General features: G+C 63.3%; 18 protein-coding genes and 1 tRNA gene. 4 read left to right on the forward strand and 15 right to left on the reverse strand.

The annotated features are described in order from the left end of the window. Window positions 1-122 precede the first annotated feature (122 nt). The 10 genes from AAHM38_RS15445 to AAHM38_RS15490 all read right to left on the reverse strand — a co-directional run bounded on the left by AAHM38_RS15445 (window position 123) and on the right by AAHM38_RS15490 (window position 11,968). Window positions 123-614 carry a hypothetical protein gene (locus AAHM38_RS15445; RefSeq protein WP_012762422.1) on the reverse strand — a complete coding sequence of 164 codons (492 nt, stop codon included), beginning with the start codon at window positions 612-614 and terminating at the stop codon, window positions 123-125. Window positions 615-726: 112 nt separating this feature from the next. After that, window positions 727-1,551 (reverse strand): OmpW/AlkL family protein, encoded by an 825-nt coding sequence (locus AAHM38_RS15450; RefSeq protein ID WP_012762423.1) that lies wholly within the window; start codon window positions 1,549-1,551, stop codon window positions 727-729. Between the two features lie 74 nt (window positions 1,552-1,625). Continuing rightward, window positions 1,626-2,885 carry a DUF2957 domain-containing protein gene (locus AAHM38_RS15455; protein WP_012762424.1) on the reverse strand — a complete coding sequence of 420 codons (1,260 nt, stop codon included), beginning with the start codon at window positions 2,883-2,885 and terminating at the stop codon, window positions 1,626-1,628. A gap of 91 nt (window positions 2,886-2,976) precedes the next feature. Beyond that, window positions 2,977-4,572 (reverse strand): DUF2957 domain-containing protein, encoded by a 1,596-nt coding sequence (locus AAHM38_RS15460; RefSeq protein ID WP_012762425.1) that lies wholly within the window; start codon window positions 4,570-4,572, stop codon window positions 2,977-2,979. Between the two features lie 173 nt (window positions 4,573-4,745). Then, the gene (locus AAHM38_RS15465; RefSeq protein ID WP_257019816.1) at window positions 4,746-4,874 is read right to left on the reverse strand and encodes a hypothetical protein; all 129 of its coding nucleotides are present in this window, start codon (window positions 4,872-4,874) and stop codon (window positions 4,746-4,748) included. Window positions 4,875-5,312: 438 nt separating this feature from the next. Further along, a tRNA-Ile gene (locus AAHM38_RS15470) sits at window positions 5,313-5,400 on the reverse strand. Window positions 5,401-5,508: 108 nt separating this feature from the next. Then, a complete protein-coding gene (gene rpoD, locus AAHM38_RS15475) occupies window positions 5,509-8,142 on the reverse strand; it encodes an RNA polymerase sigma factor RpoD (RefSeq protein ID WP_218909848.1) in 2,634 nt (877 codons plus the stop codon). Between the two features lie 169 nt (window positions 8,143-8,311). Next, the gene (gene dnaG, locus AAHM38_RS15480) at window positions 8,312-10,123 is read right to left on the reverse strand and encodes a DNA primase (protein WP_116575368.1); all 1,812 of its coding nucleotides are present in this window, start codon (window positions 10,121-10,123) and stop codon (window positions 8,312-8,314) included. A 41-nt stretch (window positions 10,124-10,164) separates the two neighbouring features. Then, on the reverse strand, window positions 10,165-10,614 hold the full coding sequence (locus tag AAHM38_RS15485) for a GatB/YqeY domain-containing protein (RefSeq protein WP_116575511.1): 450 nt from the start codon (window positions 10,612-10,614) through the stop codon (window positions 10,165-10,167). Between the two features lie 130 nt (window positions 10,615-10,744). Further along, complete coding sequence (locus tag AAHM38_RS15490; RefSeq protein ID WP_012762430.1) at window positions 10,745-11,968, reverse strand: NAD(P)/FAD-dependent oxidoreductase; 1,224 nt, start codon at window positions 11,966-11,968, stop codon at window positions 10,745-10,747. Between the two features lie 95 nt (window positions 11,969-12,063). On the opposite strand from AAHM38_RS15490, the gene tsaD reads away from it, so the two are divergent. Then, window positions 12,064-13,107 carry a tRNA (adenosine(37)-N6)-threonylcarbamoyltransferase complex transferase subunit TsaD gene (gene tsaD, locus AAHM38_RS15495; protein WP_116575369.1) on the forward strand — a complete coding sequence of 348 codons (1,044 nt, stop codon included), beginning with the start codon at window positions 12,064-12,066 and terminating at the stop codon, window positions 13,105-13,107. Window positions 13,108-13,153: 46 nt separating this feature from the next. Here the strand turns inward: tsaD and folE2 are convergent, their stop codons facing one another. The 4 genes from folE2 to AAHM38_RS15515 form a co-directional block, all read right to left on the reverse strand. Then, on the reverse strand, window positions 13,154-13,960 hold the full coding sequence (gene folE2, locus AAHM38_RS15500; protein WP_116575370.1) for a GTP cyclohydrolase FolE2: 807 nt from the start codon (window positions 13,958-13,960) through the stop codon (window positions 13,154-13,156). Between the two features lie 249 nt (window positions 13,961-14,209). Further along, window positions 14,210-16,120: a 1-deoxy-D-xylulose-5-phosphate synthase gene (gene dxs, locus AAHM38_RS15505; protein WP_116575371.1), complete on the reverse strand. Its 1,911-nt coding sequence runs from the start codon at window positions 16,118-16,120 to the stop codon at window positions 14,210-14,212. Window positions 16,121-16,176: 56 nt separating this feature from the next. Then, window positions 16,177-17,088 carry a polyprenyl synthetase family protein gene (locus AAHM38_RS15510; protein ID WP_116575372.1) on the reverse strand — a complete coding sequence of 304 codons (912 nt, stop codon included), beginning with the start codon at window positions 17,086-17,088 and terminating at the stop codon, window positions 16,177-16,179. Continuing rightward, window positions 17,085-17,372, reverse strand: a complete 288-nt coding sequence (locus tag AAHM38_RS15515) for an exodeoxyribonuclease VII small subunit (protein ID WP_116575373.1) — start codon at window positions 17,370-17,372, stop codon at window positions 17,085-17,087. Before AAHM38_RS15515 ends, AAHM38_RS15510 begins: the two co-directional genes overlap by 4 nt. Window positions 17,373-17,786: 414 nt before the next feature. Here AAHM38_RS15515 and AAHM38_RS15520 point away from each other — a divergent pair, with 414 nt between their 5' ends. The 3 genes from AAHM38_RS15520 (at window position 17,787) to AAHM38_RS15530 (ending at window position 20,879) form a co-directional block, all read left to right on the forward strand. Next, window positions 17,787-18,884 carry an aromatic ring-hydroxylating oxygenase subunit alpha gene (locus tag AAHM38_RS15520; RefSeq protein WP_012762436.1) on the forward strand — a complete coding sequence of 366 codons (1,098 nt, stop codon included), beginning with the start codon at window positions 17,787-17,789 and terminating at the stop codon, window positions 18,882-18,884. Window positions 18,885-18,980: 96 nt separating this feature from the next. Continuing rightward, a complete protein-coding gene (locus AAHM38_RS15525) occupies window positions 18,981-19,970 on the forward strand; it encodes a DMT family transporter (RefSeq protein ID WP_116575374.1) in 990 nt (329 codons plus the stop codon). Between the two features lie 21 nt (window positions 19,971-19,991). Next, complete coding sequence (locus AAHM38_RS15530) at window positions 19,992-20,879, forward strand: sulfurtransferase (protein ID WP_116575375.1); 888 nt, start codon at window positions 19,992-19,994, stop codon at window positions 20,877-20,879. 66 nt (window positions 20,880-20,945) lie between these two features. On the opposite strand, the gene AAHM38_RS15535 is transcribed toward AAHM38_RS15530, so the two are convergent. After that, entirely contained in the window at window positions 20,946-21,752 is an 807-nt protein-coding gene (locus tag AAHM38_RS15535; RefSeq protein ID WP_012762439.1) for a ZIP family metal transporter, read from the reverse strand. Window positions 21,753-21,806 lie beyond the last annotated feature (54 nt).

Here is a 21,806-nt window from a genome sequence, read left to right on the forward strand (position 1 = left end):
ACGACAGGGGTATTGCCCACACAGAAAGCCGGCCCAGAAAAGAAACAAGGCCCGACATGCCGGGCCCATGCTTCAGACCAATCGACGGCGGCTGCGCAACCGCCCGTCAACCGGGTACGTGCTTATTGCACGTGGAACTTTGGCGTCGACACCACCGTGCCGCTCACCGTACAGTCCGGCGTGAGCAATGCGTTGGTGAACGTGAGCGACGAGTTCGGATCGCTCCAGGTGGTTACGACCTTGCTGGGGCCACAGCTGCCCAGCAGGAATACGCTGACTCCTGCGTTGTTGATCGACAGCTGGGTGGTGCTGTCGGCTTGGCCAGTCCACGGGGTCGCGCCGGAGATGAGGCCGCACGTCCCGCCGCCGGCAAACGATGTGGACGTGATGTTGACGATGCCCGAAGGCGTGATCGTACCGGTGAAGGTCGCTGTGCAATTGGCGCTGATGGCGCCTTTGGACAGCGTGGTCGCCCCGGTGACCGAGAACGGCTCGCCATTCGGGTTCATCGGTTGACCATCGACACGCGAAACGGTGACGGCAAGTGCGGGTGTGGCTGCTACGGTGGCAAGTGCGAGTGCAACTGCAAGAGTTACGACTTTACGTGTGCTCATTTATTGCCTCACTAGAACTGACGGTAGAAACCGCCTTAAGAATGCGGCGCGAACCGGTTCCCGCTCGAATCACGCCGCGCCGATTAGCCAGGCGCAGACAGCCGATACCCGGCTAAAACTTGTACGACACCCCGACGAACGTGATGATCGGATTGGCCTTGAGCGTGGTCTTGGTGGTGGCCAGCGTGGTGCCGTCCGACGCCTTGATGACGGTCGCCGCTTCGGTCTTGAGCGGCAGGTACGACACCGTTGCCGTCAAGGCCCATTGCTTGTTGATCGCGTAGCTCGCACCGAGGTTGAAGATCGGCGCCCACGACGACGACGATTTCCCCTCGACATACGTCGGCCCCGGCTTGCCTGCCCCCGCTGCCAGGACGCTGCCCAGTTCGCGATTCACGGCCGCCGCAAAGTACGGATTCAGCTCGATGTGGGTGAAGAAGCTGTAGACCACACCCACGCCCACGAACGGACGGAACGTCGACTGCGCGTGCCCGAAGTACCACTGCAGGATGACCCCGGGGCTCCATTGGCGCGCCTTGCGCACGGCGGGCTGATTGGACGGATCGTCCAGATCGACGTGACCAAGTGCGCCGGCGGGCCCCGGCGCCCGGATCACGCCATGCCCTGTCAGCTTGAATTCGGGCGGTACGCCGGCAATCGTGGTCAGCGCAATGTTGTCGGTAAAGAAATGCGTGAGCGTCAGGCCCAGCGTGTTGGCGTTGCTCACGCGCAGCCCGCTGTTGGGCGACGTGAAGCTTCCCGGCAATCGCAGCGGATCATTGATCGGCGCATTGATCACGCTGGTGGTCAGGTTGTTGCTCGAGTCCTGCGGCATGATGTGGAACCAGCCCACCGTCGCCACGTTGTCACCGGCCTGCTGCGCCATGGCGCCTGCAGATGCGCAGGCCGCCATCAATGCGACAGTCAGTTTCTTCATGATGCTTCCTCCTGTTGTTCTGAGCGGAGCGCGGTTCTCTGTGCCGCGCCCCGTGGCCTGTTATTCCGGAAACGTCACTGCACGAAGGCGCCCACGGTGAAGTACGGGTTCTTCGTATCGCTCATGTCCAGGAAGCCGAAGGTCTTGCCGGTAAAGATGAGCTTGCCCGTCGGGGCCGAGCCGGCCGGCGCGCTGGTCTGCGTGGTGCGGATCACGCCCGGGACGCTCTGCGTGAAGTCGAGATTCAGCGGTCGCGCCAGCGCAGCCTGCGATGCGTTGAACGGATCGAGCATCGTGGCCTGCGCGCCCACCAGCGCCGTCGCGCGATAGTTGAACGTGCTGTCTACACCTGTGTATTCGCCGTCTTGCGAGCCCTGCGCGACGTTGCCGACCGGCGCCATCATCGAAATGCCGGACTCGTCATCTGCCACCGGCGGACCGGCCGTCAGATCGGAATTGGCCGCACCGACGCGAATGAAGATCGGTACGAGCTGGCCATACAGCTTGCCGACGATCATCACGCCCTTGCCCGCCTTGGCCGGATCCAGCGACGACACCGTTGCCGGCACCTGCGGCTGATAGTTCAGCGTGGTGAAGGCCGGCGCGTCGCCGCGCAGCGTCAGCTTCTGGTTGACCGTTGCGCTTGACGTCAGGCAGGCTCCGCCGTTCTTGACGCCCAGGTTGTCGCACTCGGTGTAGGTGCCGTCCGCGTTGATGGTGAAACGCGCATCGACCGCCTGCTGCGAGAAGTTCTGCGACGGCACCTGGTGATAGCCAAGCTGGTTGTAATTACCAGCGATCCTGTTCAGATCGGTCTCAGTGTTCGAGAAGCTGATGAACGGGTAATACGGGAACGTGGTCTGCGCAATCTTGCCCACGCCAACGATGCCGTCGAACTGAATCGTCGCACCCGGAATCGTGCCGCCGAGCACGCCCTGCCCGAGGAAGAACCGCGCAGGCCGGCTCGGATCGAGGCTCGCGTTATTCAGGCGGAACGCGCACTGGTTCAGCTTCTCGGTCGGCAGCGCCGTCTCTTGCGTGAGCGTGCCGGTCTGCACGTTGTTGGGCGCCGTATCGCGGGTGGGCGCCACGGTGCCCGTCTTGACCGGAATTGGCGAGGCCAGATACGTGATCTGGTACGTCATCTTCGTTGTGTCGAGCTGCACCTTCACGAGTTCGCCCGAGCCCGACCCGCCGGTGAACACGGTGTTGTAGTCGATGGCCTGCGGACACAGGCGCTGGATCACCGGGGCCGGCGAATCATCTCCGCCGCCTCCACACGCCGTCACCATCGGCGCGCACGCGAGCACGACCAACCATTTACGCCATTGCATTTGCGTCTCCTCCATGTTGTTGTTCAGCCGCGGCGACGCCACGTGTACATGTCACGCACGCCGCCGCATGTGGTTTTCGTTGCTGCGCGCTTCACTGGACGAATGCGCCGACCGTGAAGAACGGGTTGTACTTGTTGTTGTTCATGAGCATCGCGTACACGTTGCCGACCTTGACCGCCACGCCGGTGTCTCCCGCCTTGAACAACGCGACGTTGCCGCTGGCGCCCCGCGCGTTGAAGTCGTTCTGCGCGGTCACGATCAGCTTGCCCGGCGAGGTTTGCGTGTAGTCGAGCCCGAACTGCGCCGTCACACGTGACGTAAGCGGGTTGATGAAGGCGGCGGTGCCGTTCTGGAACAGCGTCGAGGTGTAGTTGGCGGCCAGCGTCGATACAGCCGTGCCGTCGCTGCAGTTGCCGGCATTGGCGTGGAAGAAGCCACCGCTGTAGGAACCCGACAGCTCCGGATGATCGATCGTCGCGTTCAAGCCGTTGCCGCTGGCAGGCGCACCGCTCGGACCGTTGTTAGTGACCACGCCGCAAGCTGAGCCGCTGGTCGCTCCCACATAGCCCCCCTTGAGCGCATTGGCCGGGATCGCCGTTGCAGGTGACAGGATCGAGATGCCGATCTGATCATCCGCCACCGAAGCCAGCAGGTTTGTCGGATCGCTATGCGAATAGCCGACACGGATCACCACCGGCACCACCTGCCCGTTGAGCTTGCCGGCAATCAAAATCCCCTTGGCCTGGCTCGGCGCCAGCAGCACCAGCGGCGACACTTGACCGACATACGGATACGGCACGCTGCTGCTGGTCGGGTTGCTGACAAACACGTTGTCCTGCGAGCCATCGGTGTTCTGACGCAGCGTCCAGGGCGTGCCCGTCGTGTGGCAGGAATAGTCGATCCCTTCGGCCGTACACGAGCCGTCCGCTTTTAACGTTTGCGTCCAGTTGACGGCGTCGGGCTGCCAGCCTTGCGGCGCCGAGGTCTGGTTGCCCGAACCCGTGGGCGTGACATGCACGCCAACCTGGTTGTAGCGCCCAGCAACCTGCGAGAAATCCGTCACTGTCTCGGAGAAGCCCAGGAACGGATAGAAGTCGAACGTGCGCGAGGGCACTGCGCCAATCACGACGCCGGGAATCGGCTGAATGCCGGCAAACTGGATCGTCGCCCCCGGAATGCCGCCCCCCACGATGCCCTGGCCGACAAACAGCATCGGCGGGTCTTGCGGATTGACGGTGATCGCGTAGCTGTTGTCCGCCGTCTTGCCCGACTGCAGAACGAAAGCACAGCGGTTCTGCTCGGGCGTCGGCAAGTTGGTCGGATGGACGAACGTGCCGTTGATGGTCAAGCCCTTGCGCGTCGTATTGACCTGACCCGCCGAGGTCGGCACCGACGATTCCAGAAACTGCATCTGGTACGTGTTCTTGCTCGTGTCGAACTTGACCTTGATGTACTCGCCGCTGCCCGAGCCGCCCGTGTACGTCGTCGTGTAGTCGAGCGCTGCCGGGCACAGACTGGTCGGCGTGCTCGGTGTGGTGACCGCTCCGCTGGGCGGGCAAGAGCTGCCCGAACACTGCGCAACATCCGACGAGCCGGGGTCGTCTGCCCCGCCGCACCCGCCAATGAACGGCATGGCAACTATGCAACTGATTGCCATGACAACAAAAAGATGACGTCGACTACCCATGGTTGTCTCCTCACGTTTTGGAACTTGTTGTGTTGTGGGCCGGCGAATATGTGGAACAGCCGGTCAATACCCCCGCCTGCCGGCGAATTGCAGCCGACAGCGCACGATCTGCCCAGTCGGCAGATCGACTTGCAAACATCAAAAACGACGGGCGTGCTTGGGCCGCGCTACCGCTAATCGGCCGGTATCACGCTGATCGGCTGGGCGCCGATCCCAAGAAAAATCGTGGGAATGCTGCTAGCGCGGATGAGCTTCACCACCGCTGCTGCAGTGATGACGATGGCGATGACGCGCGTGGGCACGCGCAAAAGCGGAATGCTGGAAGGGCCCGTTTTGAATGCGTAACATCCTGTGTCTCCAAAGGATACGCTACTGGCTATTTACTTATCGTTATGGCCGAAACTATGGTCCGGCCGGAGTATGAAGTAAATAGAGATTTCATTCAAAACAGCGGCGGCAATCCCCCGCACAAGCAGGCGCGGCGCGGTTTGGTGGCCTTTCAAACGCGGGAATGAAACCGTTTCGTTTGAAGCGTTTTAAACTCCTCCCTCCGGTTGGGGGGAATGCCCGCGCAGTGCGGCTTATTCAATTATGTCGAAATGAATATATTTCGCCGGGAGCCACCGCATTAGCAAAATACGATCCCGAGACAATAACGCGCGTAAGAAAAAGAAAAAGCCGCCACATGGAATGGCATACAAACGCGGAAGAAAGGGAAGAAAAGGCGGGAGGGGAAAGAATGGTGGGCCGGGTGGGATTCGAACCCACGGTGTCCTTTCGGAGGCGGATTATGAGTCCGCTGCCTGCAACCAGCACGGCGTCCGGCCCTGTAAAACGCGAAAAAAAGAGACCCGGCGCTTAGGCCGGGCCCAATGCAGGATTTTACCTGAAAGTGGGCGCGAGCCCACTCGGAAAATCGCCTGCTTCGCTAGAGAATCAGCTTCCCTCTAGGAAGCTCTTCAGCTTGTCGGAGCGGCTCGGATGGCGCAGCTTGCGCAGTGCCTTCGCTTCGATCTGACGGATACGCTCGCGGGTCACGTCGAACTGCTTGCCGACTTCTTCCAGCGTGTGGTCAGTGCTCATTTCGATACCGAAACGCATGCGCAGCACCTTGGCTTCGCGCGGCGTCAGCGAATCGAGCACGTCCTTCACCACGCCGCGCATGGAACCATGCAGCGCCGCTTCGGCCGGGGCCAGCGTGTTCGTGTCCTCGATGAAATCGCCCAGATGGGAATCGTCGTCGTCACCGATCGGCGTTTCCATGGAGATCGGCTCCTTCGCGATCTTCATGATCTTGCGGATCTTGTCTTCCGGCATCTCCATCTTCTCGGCCAGCGTTGCCGGATCCGGTTCATTGCCGGTTTCCTGCAGGATCTGACGCGAGATGCGGTTCATCTTGTTGATCGTCTCGATCATGTGCACCGGAATACGGATGGTGCGCGCCTGGTCGGCGATCGAACGCGTGATCGCCTGACGGATCCACCACGTGGCGTACGTCGAGAACTTGTAGCCGCGACGGTATTCGAACTTGTCCACCGCCTTCATCAGGCCGATGTTGCCTTCCTGGATCAGGTCGAGGAACTGCAGACCGCGGTTGGTGTACTTTTTGGCGATCGAGATCACCAGCCGCAGGTTGGCCTCGGTCATCTCACGCTTCGCCTCGCGGGCGCGGCGCTCGCCTTCCGACATCTTGCGGTTGACGTCCTTCAACTCGGCCAGCGGGAGCACCACGCGCGCTTGCAGGTCGATCAGCTTTTGCTGCAGTTCGTGCACGGCCGGCACGTTACGTTCGACGATGGTGCTGTACGGCTTGCCGTCAGCCACCACGGTTTCGATCCACTTCAGGTTCGTCTCGTTGCCCGGGAAACGCGCAACGAACTCGCCACGCGGCATGCCGCACTTGTCGACCACGATGTTCAGGATGGCGCGTTCGAGCTTGCGCACTTCGTCCACCTGGCCGCGCAGCGTGTCGCACAGACGCTCGACGTTGCGTGCCGTGAAGCGGATCGTCATCAGTTCGGCCTGGATGGCTTCCTGCGCCTTCACGTAAGGCTTCGACTTGTAGCCTTCCTTCTCGAACGCACGGCGCATCTTGTCGAACTGCTCGCCGATCACACCAAACTTGACGAGTGCAGCCTGCTTGAGCTCTTCGAGTTGACGGGCCGAAGCTGCGGCAGCGCCGGCACCTTCATCGTCCTCGTCTTCCTCTTCGTCGCCCTCTTCTTCGGCCTCTTCTTCCTCGAACTCCTCTTCTTCCTCGGCGGCGGCAGCGGCCTCGGCTTCAGCGTTCGGGTCGATCAGGCCGTCGATGAACTCGTCGATCTTCGACTCATCGTTGGCCACGCGCTCGCCCATGGCGAGGATTTCCGAAATGGTGACCGGGCAGGCCGAGATGGCCATGACCATGTCTTTCAAGCCGGCTTCGATGCGCTTGGCGATTTCGATTTCGCCTTCGCGCGTCAGCAGCTCAACCGTGCCCATTTCGCGCATGTACATGCGCACAGGGTCGGTCGTGCGGCCGAATTCGGAATCAACCGTCGACAGCGCGGCTTCGGCTTCTTCCTCAGCCTCTTCTTCCGTGGTCACGGAAGGTGCGTTGTCGTTCAGGAGCAGCGTTTCGGCGTCCGGCGCCTGCTCGTACACGGCAACGCCGATGTCGTTGAGCGTGGCAACCAACGTTTCCAGCGACTCCACATCGACCATGTCGTCGGGGAGGTGGTCGTTGATTTCGGCGTAGGTCAGGTAGCCGCGCGATTTGCCCAGCTTGATCAGCGCCTTGAGCTTCTGGCGGCGGGCCTCAAGCTCTTCTTCCGAACCGCCTTGCTGCGAGGCAGCGAATTCCTTGAGCAGGGCTTTTTCCTTGGCCTTGCGGTCACGGGCCTTCAGCTTTTCGGTTTTCGGTGCCGGAGCGGCGGGGGTGTCAAATTCTTCAGTCACGTCCGTGCTGCTGTCGTCTGCCTGCGTCTCTGCCTTGGGCTTGCGGCCGCGCTTCTTGGGCTCGGCTGCTGCTTCGGCGCGGGGCGCGGGAGGAGTTGTGGGGGTGGCCTCTGCCTGGGCGGTGCGCTTGGTGTCCTCCGCGGCCGCCTTGGCTGGCTTGGCTGCGGTGTTGGTACGAGCGGTACCCGTCTTGGTTGCGCTTGCGCTGGCAGGGGTCTGCTTGCTCTCGACTTCGGTAACTTTCGATTTCGCCACGGTGGTTGTCTTGCCCTTGAGTGCGACGGAAGCGGCTGTGCCGCCAGGTCTGGCGCTCGTGCTCATCGACGTCGAGACCTTGCCTGAGGTTGAAGATTGGATCGCGCCCTTTGTGCGCGCTGTCGGTTTGACAGTCTTGGCGGCGACGGCGATATCGGCGGTCTGGCGCGGCTGGGTTTTCCCCGTCTTTGCCGGCGCAGTGGCCTTCACTCCTGTCGATCCCGCCTGCCCTACATGAGTCCGACCATTCGCGACTTTCGCCGTTCCCGCTGATGTCTTTCCTCCTCCCGAGCCGCGCGCCGATGAGGATCGCTTGGCAGAATCAGAAGCAGGACTGGCCTTGGAACCGGCCTTCGCGGAGGTCTTCACCTTCACCATGGGCACGCTCACTCCCCCAAAAATGGGAAAAAGGACTTGCAATCCAAACCGGCTATTCTAGCACGCCAGACCAAGCCGGTCTAAACGAAAATCGGGTTTTCGCCTGAAAAATCAAGGGGCTACCCGCAATTGCCCGCCCCGCTTGGGGCTTGCCTCTGCGGCGCATGCACTACACAAGCTGCCGCCGGCGGCTGATTTCGCCCACCAGCCAGCGCATGCGCTCCTTGTCTTCGTCGCCGGCATGACCGGCTTCCATCTTGCGTTGCAACATCTCCAGCTCGCGCTTCAGCGGCTCCGCGAGCATCTTCTGTACGGCGGCATCAAATTCGGAAATGGCCGGCTCCAGCTCGATATCGTCTTGCAGCACAGCCGTACGCAGTCCGGCAAACGCTTCGGCGTAGGGCGTCTGACCGAGACGCTCGATGAAGGCGCCGAAGTGCACGGCCGGACCCGCAGCATCGCATTCGGCGAGCAGCCCCGCCAATACCTCACCTTGGGGCAATTGAGGCGCAGTCAACTGGGCGCGGGCATCGGCGTCGAGCCGGGCCGCCAGCGCGGGATAGCGCATCAGCAGGCGCAGCACCTTCTGCTCAAGCGCCGTGGGTGCGGTGCGCGCCACCCGGGGCCGTTTCTGTGTCATGCGACCGGCCTGTGCCGGATCGCTGCGAAGGCCGCACAGTGCTTCGATGTCGGCGGGCGTAGTGCCGGTCATTTCTGCCAGACCGCGCACGATCTGCAGGCGCAGTCCGCCAGCGGGCATGGCACTCAGCAGCGGCTTGGCTTCATATTGGGCGCGGGCACGCCCCTCGGGCTGGCGCAGGTCGAGGTCTTCTGTCACAGCCTGCAGCAGGAAGCGTGACAGCGGCATCGCGTTGTGGACTTCACGGGCGAAGGCCTCGGTGCCCTCTTCGCGCACGAAGCTGTCCGGATCGTGCTCCGCGGGCAGGAACAGAAACTTGATCGTCTTGTTGTCGGAGGCGTGCGGCAGGCAGGCTTCGAGCGCACGACGGGCGGCACGGCGCCCGGCGCTATCGCCGTCAAACGAAAAGATGACGGTGTCGACCTGCCGCAGCAGCTTCTGCACGTGAGTCGGCGTGCACGCCGTGCCCAGCGTAGCCACCGCATTGGCAAACCCCAGCTGCGCCAGCGCGACGACGTCCATATAGCCTTCCACGACCAGCACATATTCGAACTCGCGGATGGCGTTGCGCGCTTCGAACAGGCCGTACAGTTCGGTGCCCTTGCTGAATAACGGCGTTTCGGGGGAATTGAGATATTTCGGTTCGCCCTGCCCCAGCACCCGGCCGCCGAACCCGATCACCACGCCCTTGGTATTGCGGATGGGGAACATGATGCGATCGCGAAAGCGGTCGTAGCGACGGTGCGAACCATCGGCGCTGGTCTTCTCGCTTTCGATGACGAGACCGGCTTCGATGAGGGGTGCGGCGGTGGCGTCTTCGCGGTATGGGCCGAACACGGCTTCGAGCGATTGCCAATCGTCCGGCGCATAGCCGAGGCCAAAGTGTGCGGCGATCTCGCCGGTCAGGCCGCGGCCTTTGAGGTATTGGATGGCGTTGGGGGCGCTGCGCAATTGCTTGCGGTAGTGATCGCACGCGCGGGCCATGACGTCACCGAGAGCAACGGTCTTGGCTTGCTGCTCGGCCCGCGCCGCAGGCGGCAATCCCCCGCGCTCTTCGGGCACGACCATGCCGACGGACTGTGCAAGATCCTGGATGGCCTCGACGTACGACTGCCCGGAAAACTCCATCAGGAAGCCAATCGCCGACCCATGCGCGCCGCAGCCGAAGCAGTGATAGAACTGTTTGGTGGGCGATACCGAGAAAGACGGCGATTTTTCGTTATGGAACGGGCACAGCCCCATGAAGTTGGCGCCGCCCTTCTTCAATTGCACGTAACGGCCCACCACGTCGACGATATCGACGCGGTTGAGCAGGTCGTCAATGAACGGCTGCGGGATCACGCGGAGTGCGCCCCTTGGATGCTGCGAGGGTGGAGGGGGATTCAGGCGCCGGTCAGGGCGGCCTTCACGCGTGCCGAGACTTGCGTCATGTCGGCACGGCCAGCCAGGGCCGGCTTGAGGACGCCCATCACTTTGCCCATGTCATGCGGGCCCGAGGCACCGACCTTGGCCACGGCGTCACGCACCGCAGCGTCGACTTCGGCTTCCGACAGCTGTGCGGGCATATAGACCTGCAGCACAGCGACTTCTGCCGCTTCCTTGGCGACGAGATCGTCGCGGCCGGCTTGCTCGAATGCGGTGATGGAATCCTTGCGCTGCTTGAGCATCTTGTCGATCACGGCCAGCACGGCAGCGTCATCCAGTTCAATGCGTTCGTCCACCTCGCGCTGCTTGATGGCAGCCTGCAACAGGCGGATCGTGCCGAGACGATCCGTTTCCTTGGCGCGCATGGCCGCCTTCATGTCTTCCGTGATCTGGGCCTTGAGGGACAACTGCGACATTCCGAACTCCGATAAACGGCAAAACCCGCTTGGACGGTGGGCCCAGCGGGTTGCAAACTTGAAAAATGGATCACTGATCGTAGCACAGAACCCGGACAGTTCCAGGACCGATCCGTGGGGATCAGCGGGCCGAGGCAGCCTCGCCCGCCGCGACGGCCGAAGCCCACGCCCATTGGAAGTTGTAGCCGCCAAGCCAGCCCGTCACGTCGACCACCTCGCCGATAAAGTACAGGCCGGGCGCCGATTGGGCCTCCATCGTGGCGGAGGACAGCGCGCGCGTATCGACCCCGCCGCGCGTCACTTCGGCCTTCCGGTACCCTTCACTGCCGGACGGAGTCAGTTCCCATCGGTTCAGCGCCGCGCCAAGGTTGCGAAGCACCTTGTCGGGCAACTCGGCAATCGGGGCCTGCGGGTGGGCGCCGTGCGTGGCGCACCATGCCTGCGCGACGCGTTCCGGCAGGCGCTGCGCCAGGACCGTACCGAGTTGCTTGCGTGAGCCGGTTTTCTCATCGCACAGCCACTGCCCGGCGTCGGTGTCCGGCAGCAGATCGATAAGAAGCGGCTGGCCGGCATGCCAAAAACTGGAGATCTGCAGCACCGCCGGACCCGACAGCCCGCGATGGGTGAGCAGCAAGTCTTCTCGGAACGTCGTAGCGCTGCCCTTGCGGCCGCCCTTGGCCGGAGGCTGCGCAACGGTCACGTCCACTTCCATCGACACGCCCGACAACGCCGAGAACGGCGCCCAATGCTCGGCGTTGAAGGTGAGCGGCACCAATGCCGGGTGCGTCTCAACGATCTTCAAACCGAATTGGCGCGCAATGCGATACCCGAAATCGGTCGCGCCGATCTTGGGGATGGACAGGCCGCCCGTGGCGATCACCACCTTGTTGGCGACGATCTCGCCCGCACTGGTCGACAGGCGATAGGCCTCGCCGTCCTTGCCGACTTCAGCGATCGCGCAGCCGGTGCGCCAGATGACGTTGCCCCGCTCGCATTCCGTTTCGAGCATGCGGATGATGTCTTCCGCACTGTCGTCGCAGAAGAGCTGGCCCTTGTGCTTCTCGTGATACGGAATGCGGTAGCTGGAGACGAGGCTGACGAAGTCCTGCGCCGTGTACCGCGCCAGCGCCGAGCGGCTGAAGTGCGGGTTGTTCGACAGGTAGTTGGCCGGACCCGCGTTGATGTTCGTGAAGTTGCAGCGGCCACCGCCAGAAATGCGAATCTTCTCCGCCAGCTTTGTTGCGTGATCGATCAGCACCACGCGCGCGCCCCGCTGCCCGGCCACGGCCGCGCACATCATCCCGGCCGCGCCTGCGCCGATCACCGCTACATCGCACCGCATCATGATCGCTGCGCCGCCCTATTCTTGAAGAAACCGCGCATTTTAACTTGTGCTATCTTCGGCGGCCTTCCCATTGCAACTACTCACACCCGCTTGCCATGCTGGTCCTCGGCATCGAATCCTCCTGTGACGAAACCGGCGTCGCCCTGTACGACACGGCGGCTGGCCTGCGCGCGCATGCGCTGTATTCGCAGATCGCCATGCACCGCGAGTACGGCGGTGTGGTGCCTGAGCTGGCCTCGCGCGATCACATCCGCCGCGTGATTCCGCTGCTCGAAGAGGTGCTGGGCAAAGCCGGTGTGGCGCGTACCGACATCGACGCGATCGCTTATACGAAAGGCCCAGGGCTGGCCGGTGCGCTGCTCGTCGGCGCTTCGGTGGCTAATGCGCTGGCGTTTGCGCTAGGCAAACCGCTGGTGGGTGTGCACCACCTGGAGGGGCATCTGCTCTCGCCGTTGCTGGAAGCAGACCGGCCGGAGTTTCCGTTCCTGGCGCTGCTCGTCTCGGGCGGGCATACGCAGTTGATGCGCGTCGATGCCGTCGGCCAGTACACGCTGCTTGGCGAGACGCTCGACGATGCCGCCGGCGAAGCCTTCGACAAGACCGCCAAGCTGCTCGGCCTCGGCTATCCGGGCGGCCCCGCCGTTTCGCGCCTGGCCGAGTTCGGCAACCCGGGCGTGTTTGACCTGCCCCGACCGATGCTGCATTCGGGCAATTTCGATTTCTCGTTCGCGGGCCTCAAGACCGCGGTGCTCACCCAGGTGCGCAAGCTCAACCTGACCGATAGCGAAACCTGCCACCAGCCGCGCGCGGACCTTGCCCGGGCGTTTGTCGACGCCATCGTCGAGGTGCTCGTCAAGAAGACGCTGCGCGCCGCACGCGAGCATGGCCTCAAGCGCATCGTCGTGGCCGGCGGCGTGGGCGCCAATCGCCAATTGCGCGAGGGGCTGAACGCCGAGGGCAACAAGCGCGGCCTGCGCGTTTATTACCCCGACCTGCAGTTCTGCACCGACAACGGCGCGATGATCGCCTTTGCCGGCGCCATGCGGTTGCAGGCAGACCCCGCCCAGGTGCAGGACGGCTACGGCTACGGCGTCACGCCGCGCTGGGACCTCGAAGACATCCGCATCCACCAGGCATGAAAAAAGCCGCTCGGTTGAGCGGCTTTTTCTTGGGGCGGCGCGTCGATTACTTATCGGTGCGCTTGTCGCGCTCGATCAGCGCATAGGCGCTGTGGTTGTGAATCGACTCGAAGTTTTCCGCTTCCAGCGTGTAGGCGACGATGCGGTCGTCCTGATTCAGGCGCATGGCGATATCGCGCACCAGGTCTTCCACAAACTTCGGATTTTCGTACGCACGCTCGGTCACGAACTTCTCGTCCGGGCGCTTGAGCAGGCCCCACAGTTCGCACGAGGCCTCTTCTTCGGCCATGCGGATCAGCGCTTCGACCGGCGTATCGGCCGCCAGCTCGGCGTCGATCGTGATGTGCGAACGCTGGTTGTGCGCGCCGTACTGCGAGATCTTCTTCGAGCACGGGCAGAGGCTCGTCACCGGCACCAGCGCCTTGACGCGAACCTTGGTATGGCCGTCGCGCACTTCGCCAATCATCGTCACTTCATAGTCCATCAGCGACTGCACGCCCGACACCGGGGCCGTCTTGCTGACGAAATACGGGAAGTGGACTTCGATACGGCCGGCGTCGGCTTCGAGCTTCTCCAGCATCTTTTCCAGCAGCAACTGGAATTGCGCCAGATTCAGGGGCTCGCGCTCTTCTTCAAGCAGCGCGACGAAGCGCGACATGTGCGTGCCCTTCTGGTCGGCGGGCAGATGCACATCGAGGTTGTACGTGCCGACGGTATTCAGCACGCCCGAAGGGGTTTGCAGCGACATCGGGTAACGCACGCCACGCACGCCAACACGCTGAATGGGGATCTGGCGGTTATCGTGGCTGGACTGCACGTCCGGCATCGCGAAAGCCGGGTTCATATCGTTCATGATCGGTTTCCTTTACGGTCGCCCGGCCATCGCAGTCGGCCGGCACGCAACGAGTGTGAAACCGCGGAACCTGGCTGACGGTGACCACCCCTCAAGTGATCCAATCTGCCCATCCCGCGACTGCGCACACAATTCAAAAATAAGACTGGCGGAGTGTAAAAGAAATTTCCTACCTTTGCAGTCAACTACTCAAACCCGCGGCTGCAATGCGGGTGATTGATTATGCCTATGGCATGGCGCCAAAGTGCCTCAGGCGACGCGCGGGGCTGCGGCGCGCGGCTGCACGGCAAAACGCTCGCGGATGGAAGCGAGGATGCCGTTGGCATCGAGCCCGCATTGCGCCAGCAGCGCCGCGTGATCACCGTGATCGACAAAGCGGTCGGGCAGACCGAGTTGCAGCACTGGTGTGGCGACACCTGCGGCAGCCAGTGCTTCCAGGCAGGCGCTGCCTGCACCGCCCATCACGCAGCCTTCCTCTACGGTGACAACGTAATCGTGCGAGCGGGCCATTTCCAATACGCAGGCCACGTCGAGCGGCTTGACGAAGCGCATGTTGACGACGGTCGCATCCAAACGCTCAGCCGCTGCCGAAGCCGGGGCCACCATCGAACCAAACGCCAGAATCGCAACGCGCTGGCCGGCCGGAGCCGTCGACGCGCGGCGCACTTCGGCCTTGCCCACAGGCAGCGGCTCCAGCGTCGGCTGCACCGCCACGCCCGTACCGGCACCACGCGGATAGCGCACCGCTGTCGGGCAGTCCTGCGCGAACGCGGTACTCAAAAGCTGGCGGCATTCGTTCTCGTCGGCCGGCGTCATCACCATCATGTTGGGGATGCAGCGCAGGTAGGCAATGTCGTAGGCACCCGCATGCGTGGCGCCGTCCGCCCCCACCAGGCCCGCACGGTCCAGCGCGAATACCACCGGCAAGTTCTGCAGCGCCACATCGTGGATCAACTGGTCATAGCCCCGCTGCAGGAACGTCGAATAGATGGCGACGACGGGCTTCAGCCCCTCGCATGCCAGGCCGCCGGCGAAGGTGACGGCGTGCTGCTCGGCGATGCCGACGTCGTAATAGCGATCGGGAAAGCGCTGTTCGAACTCCACCATGCCGGAGCCCTCGCGCATGGCCGGCGTGATACCCACCAGGCGCTTGTCCGAGGCCGCCATATCGCACAGCCATTGGCCGAACACTTGGGTGTACGTGACCTTGGCCGGACGCCCCGAAGGCTTGATGCCCTCCTGCGGATTGAACTTGCCCGGGCCGTGATAGAGGATCGGATCAGCCTCGGCCAGCTTGTAGCCCTGGCCCTTCTTGGTGACGACGTGCAAAAACTGCGGGCCACCGCCTTCACGTGCGCGCTGGCGTATGTTCTGCAGCGTCGGCACCAGCGATTCGAGATCGTGCCCATCGATCGGGCCGATGTAGTTGAAGCCGAACTCCTCGAACATCGTCGCCGGCACGAACATGCCCTTGGTGTGTTCCTCGAAGCGCTTGGCAAACTCGAGCACCGGCGGCGCCACCGACAGCAGCTTTTCCACGCCCTTCTTGGTGGCCGCGTAAAACTGCCCGCTCATCAGCCGCGCCAGATAGCGGTTCAGCGCCCCCACCGGCGGCGAGATCGACATGTCGTTGTCGTTGAGCACGACCACCAGCGGCAGGTCTTTATAGACGCCCGCGTTGTTCATCGCCTCGAAGGCCATGCCGGCGCTCATCGCACCGTCGCCGATCACCGCAATGGCGACGCGGTCTTCGCCCTTGGTCTTGGCGCCCAAGGCCATGCCAAGCGCAGCCGAAATCGACGTGGAGGAGTGCGCGGTACCGAACGTGTCGTACGGGCTCTCGCTGCGGCGCGGGAAGCCCGAGATGCCGTCCAGCTGACGCAAAGAGCCCATCTGGTCGCGGCGGCCCGTCAGGATCTTGTGCGGATAGCTCTGGTGGCCGACGTCCCACACGATGCGGTCTTCCGGCGTGTTGAAGACGTAGTGCAGTGCAATGGTCAGTTCGACCGTGCCCAGGTTCGACGACAGGTGGCCGCCCGTTTGAGAGACGGAATCGAGCACGAAGGCGCGCAACTCATCTGCCAGCGGCCCGAGTTGACGGCGGTCCAGGCGGCGCAGGTCGGCCGGATCGTCGATGGTGTTCAGAAGTTCGTACGTCATGTGGGACCGCCGCTCAGGCGTTTTGGCAAAGACTTCTAAGGTCCATGCAATGTTGTTCAGTGGCCACGCCGCACGATCAGGTCGGCCATCTGGGCCAATCGAACGGTACAGGCTTCGCCCGCTTCACAGCCGATCTCGCCGGCCAACTGTGCGACCGCCGCAGCCGCTGCGGCGTGCAGCTCATCGGCCAGCGCCCGGGCCTTGTCCAAGCCGAGGATGGACACGTAAGTCGGCTTGTCGTTGGCCTGATCCTTGCCGGCGGTCTTGCCCAGCGTTGCAGTATCGGCCGTCACGTCGAGGATGTCGTCGACCACCTGGAACGCGAGTCCAACAGCGCCTGCATAAGTATCCACATGCTCCAAGGCAGCGGCATTCACGCCAGCACAGAGCGCGCCCATGCGCAGACTGGCTCGCAGCAACGCACCGGTCTTCATGCGGTGCATCGCTTCCAATGCATCCTGCGACAGCGCAACGCCGACGCTTTGCAGATCGATCGCCTGACCGCCCGCCATGCCAAGCGAACCGGATGCGCGTGCCAATTCACCCACCAGTTGCGCCCGCGTTGGTGCGCTGACCGCGCCCAACTCAGCCAGCAGGATGAACGCCTGCGTCTGCAAGGCATCACCCACCAGCAGCGCCGTCGCTTCATCATAGGCGCGATGCACGGTAGGGCGGCCGCGACGCAGGTCATCGTCATCCATGCACGGCATGTCGTCATGAACCAGCGAGTAGGCGTGGATCATCTCCACCGCGCAGCTTACGCCGTCCAGCGCCGCAGGCGATGCGTCGCCAAGCGCACCGGCGGAGTGCGCCAGCAATGGGCGCACACGCTTTCCCGCACCCAAGGTGGCGTAGCGCATGGCGGCATGCAGCCGTTGCGGGGCAACGGCTTCGGGTGGCAACGCACGGTCGAGCGCGCTTTCCGTCCGCGCGACCACGGACGCCATCCATTCGGCGAAATCGGTCATGCGTCGCCCTGCTCGTTCGTGCTGGAGTCGTCGCCCAACGGCTTCAGGGCATCGCCGTCCAGCACGCGCACTTGCTGCTCGACGCGTTCCAGCACCTGCTGGCAGTACTTGACCAGTTCGGCCCCGCGTCGATACGCCGCAAGCGAGGCCTCCAGCGGCAATTCGCCGGATTCCATGCTTGCGACAAGGGTTTCGAGTTCGGCCATGGCCGCTTCATAGGAAGCCGGCGTGGCGGAGGGCGTGGCGGACGCGCTGCTGGAGGCGTCGTTTGAGGCACGGGGCATGCCGGTTGCGAATCAGAAAAGGACAATCCAACATTTTACGGCAATTCCGCGTGCGTTCTGCGCACATCCCGCACGGTGCGGGGCAGCAGTCCGCAAGCGGGACGCGGGGCAACCTTGATGTAAGAGTTGAGGGCCCGGCGGCGGAAAGGGTTCGAAAATCAGGGACTTATCAATTTCCCTGGGGTACAATCCCCCCCTTTCCTCCAAAGGCCGGGCCGGCGTACGCCGCTCCGCACGATGGTTTGGGTCTGTTGGCCCATTGAACGTATGGTCGTTGGCCCAAGCGGGGGCCAGCAAGCGCTCGTTTCCTACCTCAACAGACCCTAGGCCACCTGCCGATGGCGTCCTTTCCCAAATCGATCTTGTCGATGGTTGGGTTGTTCACTGCTTTCACCGTTATTGGGAGTGGGGATAATGTCCAATCTCAGCGCCGCACTGAACCTGGTGCCGTCTGAAACCCAGCTGCCCGTCTCTGCTTACTTCGACGAGGCGCTGTATCAAACTGAAATCGAACGTCTGTTCAAACATGGCCCCGGTTACGTCGGCCATGAGCTGATGGTTCCGGAAGTCGGCGACTACCACACGCTAGCCGCCGAGGCCGAAGGCCGCGTGCTGGTGCGCAATCCGAACGGCGTCGAACTGCTTTCCAACGTGTGCCGGCATCGGCAGGCCATCATGCTCAATGGGCGCGGCAATGCTCAGAACATCGTTTGCCCGCTGCATCGCTGGACGTACAACCTGCAGGGCGACCTGCTGGGCGCGCCGCACTTTGAGAAGCAACCGTGCGTGCATCTGTCGCGCTCGCCGCTGCAGAATTGGAACGGTCTGCTGTTCGAGGGCAAGCGTGACGTGCGCGAAGACCTCGCCCGCCTGGGCGTGGCGCGCGATCTCGACTTTTCCGGCTACATGCTTGATCACGTCGAGGTGCACGACTGCAACTACAACTGGAAGACCTTCATCGAGGTGTACCTCGAGGACTACCACGTCGTGCCCTTCCACCCTGGCCTCGGCCAGTTCGTCTCGTGCGACGACCTGGAGTGGGAATTCGGCGAGTGGCACAGCGTACAGACCGTTGGCATCCACGCCAATTTGCGCAAACCGGGCACACCGGCCTACCAGAAGTGGCACGAGGCCGTGCTGCGCTTCAACAACGGCGAGATGCCGAAGTACGGCGCGGTGTGGCTCACGTACTACCCGAACGTGATGGTCGAGTGGTATCCGAACGTGCTGGTCGTTTCGACGCTGCATCCGCTCGGCCCGACCAAGACGCGCAACGTGGTCGAGTTCTACTACCCGGAAGAGATCGTGCTGTTCGAGCGCGAATTCGTTGAAGCCGAACGCGCCGCCTATATGGAAACGTGCATCGAAGACGACGAGATCGCCGAGCGCATGGATGCGGGGCGCCTGGCCCTGCTCAAGCGCGGCACGAGCGAAGTCGGGCCGTACCAGTCGCCCATGGAGGACGGCATGCAGCACTTCCACGAATGGTATCGGCGCGTGATGAACTACTAAGCGACGGCTGAAGGTAGGCATCCGCCGCCTTCCGCGTCACAATAGGAACGGTGCAGCCTGCGGGCCGCACCGTTTTTTTTCGCCCTCCCCCTTGCCATGCCTGCCGACAACGCAACCGCTGCTCCGACTGCCATCCAGACGGCCGACAGTTCCTCCCGCCAATCGCTGTGGATGATCCTCGCTGCGTTCGCCTTCTCGGCGATGGGCGTGTGCGTGAAACTGGCCTCAGCGCACTACAGCACGGGTGAGATCGTCTTCTACCGCAGCGTGATCGGCATGACCGTGATGGGCGCCATCCTCGCCAAAACCGGCGCCGGCATCCGCACGCCCTACCTTACGGCGCATATCAAGCGCAGCGTGTTCGGGGTGACGTCGCTGCTGCTGTGGTTCACGTCGATCAGCCTGCTGCCGCTCGCCACAGCCATGACGCTGAACTACATGTCGCCGGTATGGATTGCGTTGATCATCGGCGCGGGTGCAGCCATGGCCGGTAAAGCCGCGGGCGCAGACAAGAAGATGGTGGCGGCGATCCTGATGTCGTTTGTCGGCGTGCTGTGTCTGCTGCAACCGAGCGTGGGAAGCGGGCCGTCCCAGCTCGCCGGCGGCATGGTCGGGCTGGTCTCCGGCGTGTTCACCGCGCTCGCCTATGTAGAGGTCCGCCAACTGGGCGATCTGGGGGAAAACGAGGCGCGCATCGTGTTCTACTTTTCGCTGGTAAGCGCAATTGCCGGTGGCGTGTGGATGCTGATCGGCGGGGCGCAGTCGCATACCTTGCATAGCGCGGGCCTGTTGCTGGCGGTCGGGCTTCTCGCCACGCTGGGCCAGACCGCCATGACGCGTGCCTACAAACGCGGTAACACGCTCCTGACTGCTAACCTGCAATACACGGGCATCGTCTTTGCGAGCGGGTGGGGTATGTTGCTGTGGAATGACCATCTGAACGCGCTGTCGTGGGCAGGCATGGCGCTCATCATCGGCAGCGGCATTGTGACCACCGTCATGCGCGCCCGCCAGTCGGGCACCGAGCATCCGACACCGCAGACCGCCGTGTCCGGCCCGGAAGCTGAAATTCACCCGGAAGTTTGATCGACCCTGGAGATTGCCGCCATGAGCGAACGCGCTCACTACGCCACCCTCATCACCGCGCCGCAACTGGCCGCGCTGCAACAGAGCGCGCCTGAGGCGGTGGTTGTCATCGATTGCAGTTTCGACCTCGCCAACCCCGCCGCGGGGCGCGATGCGTATCACGCCAGCCATGTGCCCGGCGCGTTCTACATGCACCTCGACAACGAACTGTCGGGCCCCAAAACCGGCACCAACGGCCGCCACCCACTGCCCGACGCAGAGGCGCTGGTCGCGCGCCTGCAGGCGCTAGGCGTGAACGACGACACGCAGGTCGTCGCGTATGACCGCCAGGGCAGCATGTACGCGGCGCGCCTGTGGTGGCTGCTGCGCTGGGTCGGTCACGCCGATGTGGCCGTACTCGATGGCGGCCTGCAGGCGTGGGAAGCCGCGCACTTTCCCGTCGACCAGATCGTGCCCGAAGAACCGCAGCTCAACGCCACGCCCGGCAACATCACGCGCAAGCCCTCGCTCGTGCAGATGGTGACGGCAGAGATCGTGCAGAAATACCTCGGCCACGCCGACAAGCCCATCGTCGACGCCCGCGCGCCGGACCGCTATCGCGGAGAGAACGAGACGCTCGATCCGGTTGGCGGCCACATCCCTGGCGCGCGCAACCGCTTCTTCCGCGACAACCTGCAGGCCGACGGCACGTTCAAGCCGGCAGACCAACTGCGGGCCGACTTTACGGCCGTGCTGGCCGGGGCCCAGCCGCAAGACGCGATGCTGCAATGCGGCTCGGGCGTGACCGCCTGCCACAACGCATTGGCCATGGAGATCGCCGGCCTCACCGGCGCCGCGCTCTACGCCGGCTCATGGAGCGAGTGGTGCAGCGATCCGTCGCGCCCGGTGGCAACGGGGCCGAACCCGTAATCTGCGAATCCAGCGCGCAGCAAAAAGCCCGGCTTCGACCGGGCTTTTTTTAAGCGATGCGGCGCCTCAGTGCGCGTGGCCGTGCAGACCTTCGGTCAGCAAAAAGATCATCGCGATGCCTGCCGCAATCAATGCAACCTGCACCGCCGATTCCTGCCAGCGCGGCCGGCGTTTCATCTGCGGCATCAGATCGCACACGGCGATGTAGATGAAGCTGCTCGACGCCACCACGAGCACGTACGGAATCCACGACGTCAGACGGTCCAGCAGGTAGTAACCCAGCACCGCACCCACGAGCGCGCAGAGGCTGCAGATCAGGTTGTAGACGAAGGCGCGCGTCTTGGAGAACCCGGCGTTGAGCAGCACCATGAAATCTCCAATCTCCTGTGGGATCTCGTGTGCGGCAATCGCCAGCGCCGTGACGATGCCGACCTTGGTGTCCGCCAGGAACGCCGCGGCGATCACGATGCCGTCCGAGAAGTTATGCAGCCCATCGCCCACCAGGATCATCAGGCCGCTGCGCCCGGCTTCCTGCCGGTCGTGGCCGTGGTGATGGCCGTGTCCATCGCCCTCGTGGTGATGTGAGTGGCGGATCAGTGAAATTTTTTCCAGCAGGAAAAATCCCAGCAGCCCGGCCAGCAGCGTGGCAAACAGCGCATGCGTATTGGGTTCGATACCGCGATGCGCTTCGAATGCCTCGGGCAACGAATGTAGCAGCGACGTGGCCAGCAGCACGCCCACCGAAAAACTGACCATCCGATCGACCATGCGCGACAACACTGTCAGCGACAGCACGGCAGCGCCCGCCATGCTGCCGATGCCAGACAGCGCGGTGGCCAGGAGAATGCCTAACAGGGTGGTATCGAAGGTCATGCGGACGTAACGCAGCGGAAGCCGATAAACGCAACAGAGTTGCAAGAAGGGCGA

The sequence above is a fragment of the Ralstonia sp. OTU4908 genome (genome assembly GCF_038440115.1).
Classification (GTDB): Bacteria; Pseudomonadota; Gammaproteobacteria; order Burkholderiales; family Burkholderiaceae; genus Ralstonia; species Ralstonia pickettii.

Bases quoted from the DNA above. Each gene is read 5' to 3' on its own strand.
- AAHM38_RS15490 (WP_012762430.1), bottom strand. From the start codon at position 11,968: ATGATGCGGTGCGATGTAGCGGTGATCGGCGCAGGCGCGGCCGGGATG.
- rpoD (WP_218909848.1), bottom strand. From the start codon at position 8,142: ATGGTGAAGGTGAAGACCTCCGCGAAGGCCGGTTCCAAGGCCAGTCCT.
- AAHM38_RS15530 (WP_116575375.1), top strand. From the start codon at position 19,992: ATGAGCGAACGCGCTCACTACGCCACCCTCATCACCGCGCCGCAACTG.
- AAHM38_RS15460 (WP_012762425.1), bottom strand. From the start codon at position 4,572: ATGGGTAGTCGACGTCATCTTTTTGTTGTCATGGCAATCAGTTGCATA.
- AAHM38_RS15515 (WP_116575373.1), bottom strand. From the start codon at position 17,372: ATGCCCCGTGCCTCAAACGACGCCTCCAGCAGCGCGTCCGCCACGCCC.
- AAHM38_RS15520 (WP_012762436.1), top strand. From the start codon at position 17,787: ATGTCCAATCTCAGCGCCGCACTGAACCTGGTGCCGTCTGAAACCCAG.
- tsaD (WP_116575369.1), top strand. From the start codon at position 12,064: ATGCTGGTCCTCGGCATCGAATCCTCCTGTGACGAAACCGGCGTCGCC.
- AAHM38_RS15455 (WP_012762424.1), bottom strand. From the start codon at position 2,885: ATGCAATGGCGTAAATGGTTGGTCGTGCTCGCGTGCGCGCCGATGGTG.
- AAHM38_RS15525 (WP_116575374.1), top strand. From the start codon at position 18,981: ATGCCTGCCGACAACGCAACCGCTGCTCCGACTGCCATCCAGACGGCC.
- folE2 (WP_116575370.1), bottom strand. From the start codon at position 13,960: ATGAACGATATGAACCCGGCTTTCGCGATGCCGGACGTGCAGTCCAGC.
- AAHM38_RS15450 (WP_012762423.1), bottom strand. From the start codon at position 1,551: ATGAAGAAACTGACTGTCGCATTGATGGCGGCCTGCGCATCTGCAGGC.
- dxs (WP_116575371.1), bottom strand. From the start codon at position 16,120: ATGACGTACGAACTTCTGAACACCATCGACGATCCGGCCGACCTGCGC.
- AAHM38_RS15445 (WP_012762422.1), bottom strand. From the start codon at position 614: ATGAGCACACGTAAAGTCGTAACTCTTGCAGTTGCACTCGCACTTGCC.
- AAHM38_RS15535 (WP_012762439.1), bottom strand. From the start codon at position 21,752: ATGACCTTCGATACCACCCTGTTAGGCATTCTCCTGGCCACCGCGCTG.
- AAHM38_RS15510 (WP_116575372.1), bottom strand. From the start codon at position 17,088: ATGACCGATTTCGCCGAATGGATGGCGTCCGTGGTCGCGCGGACGGAA.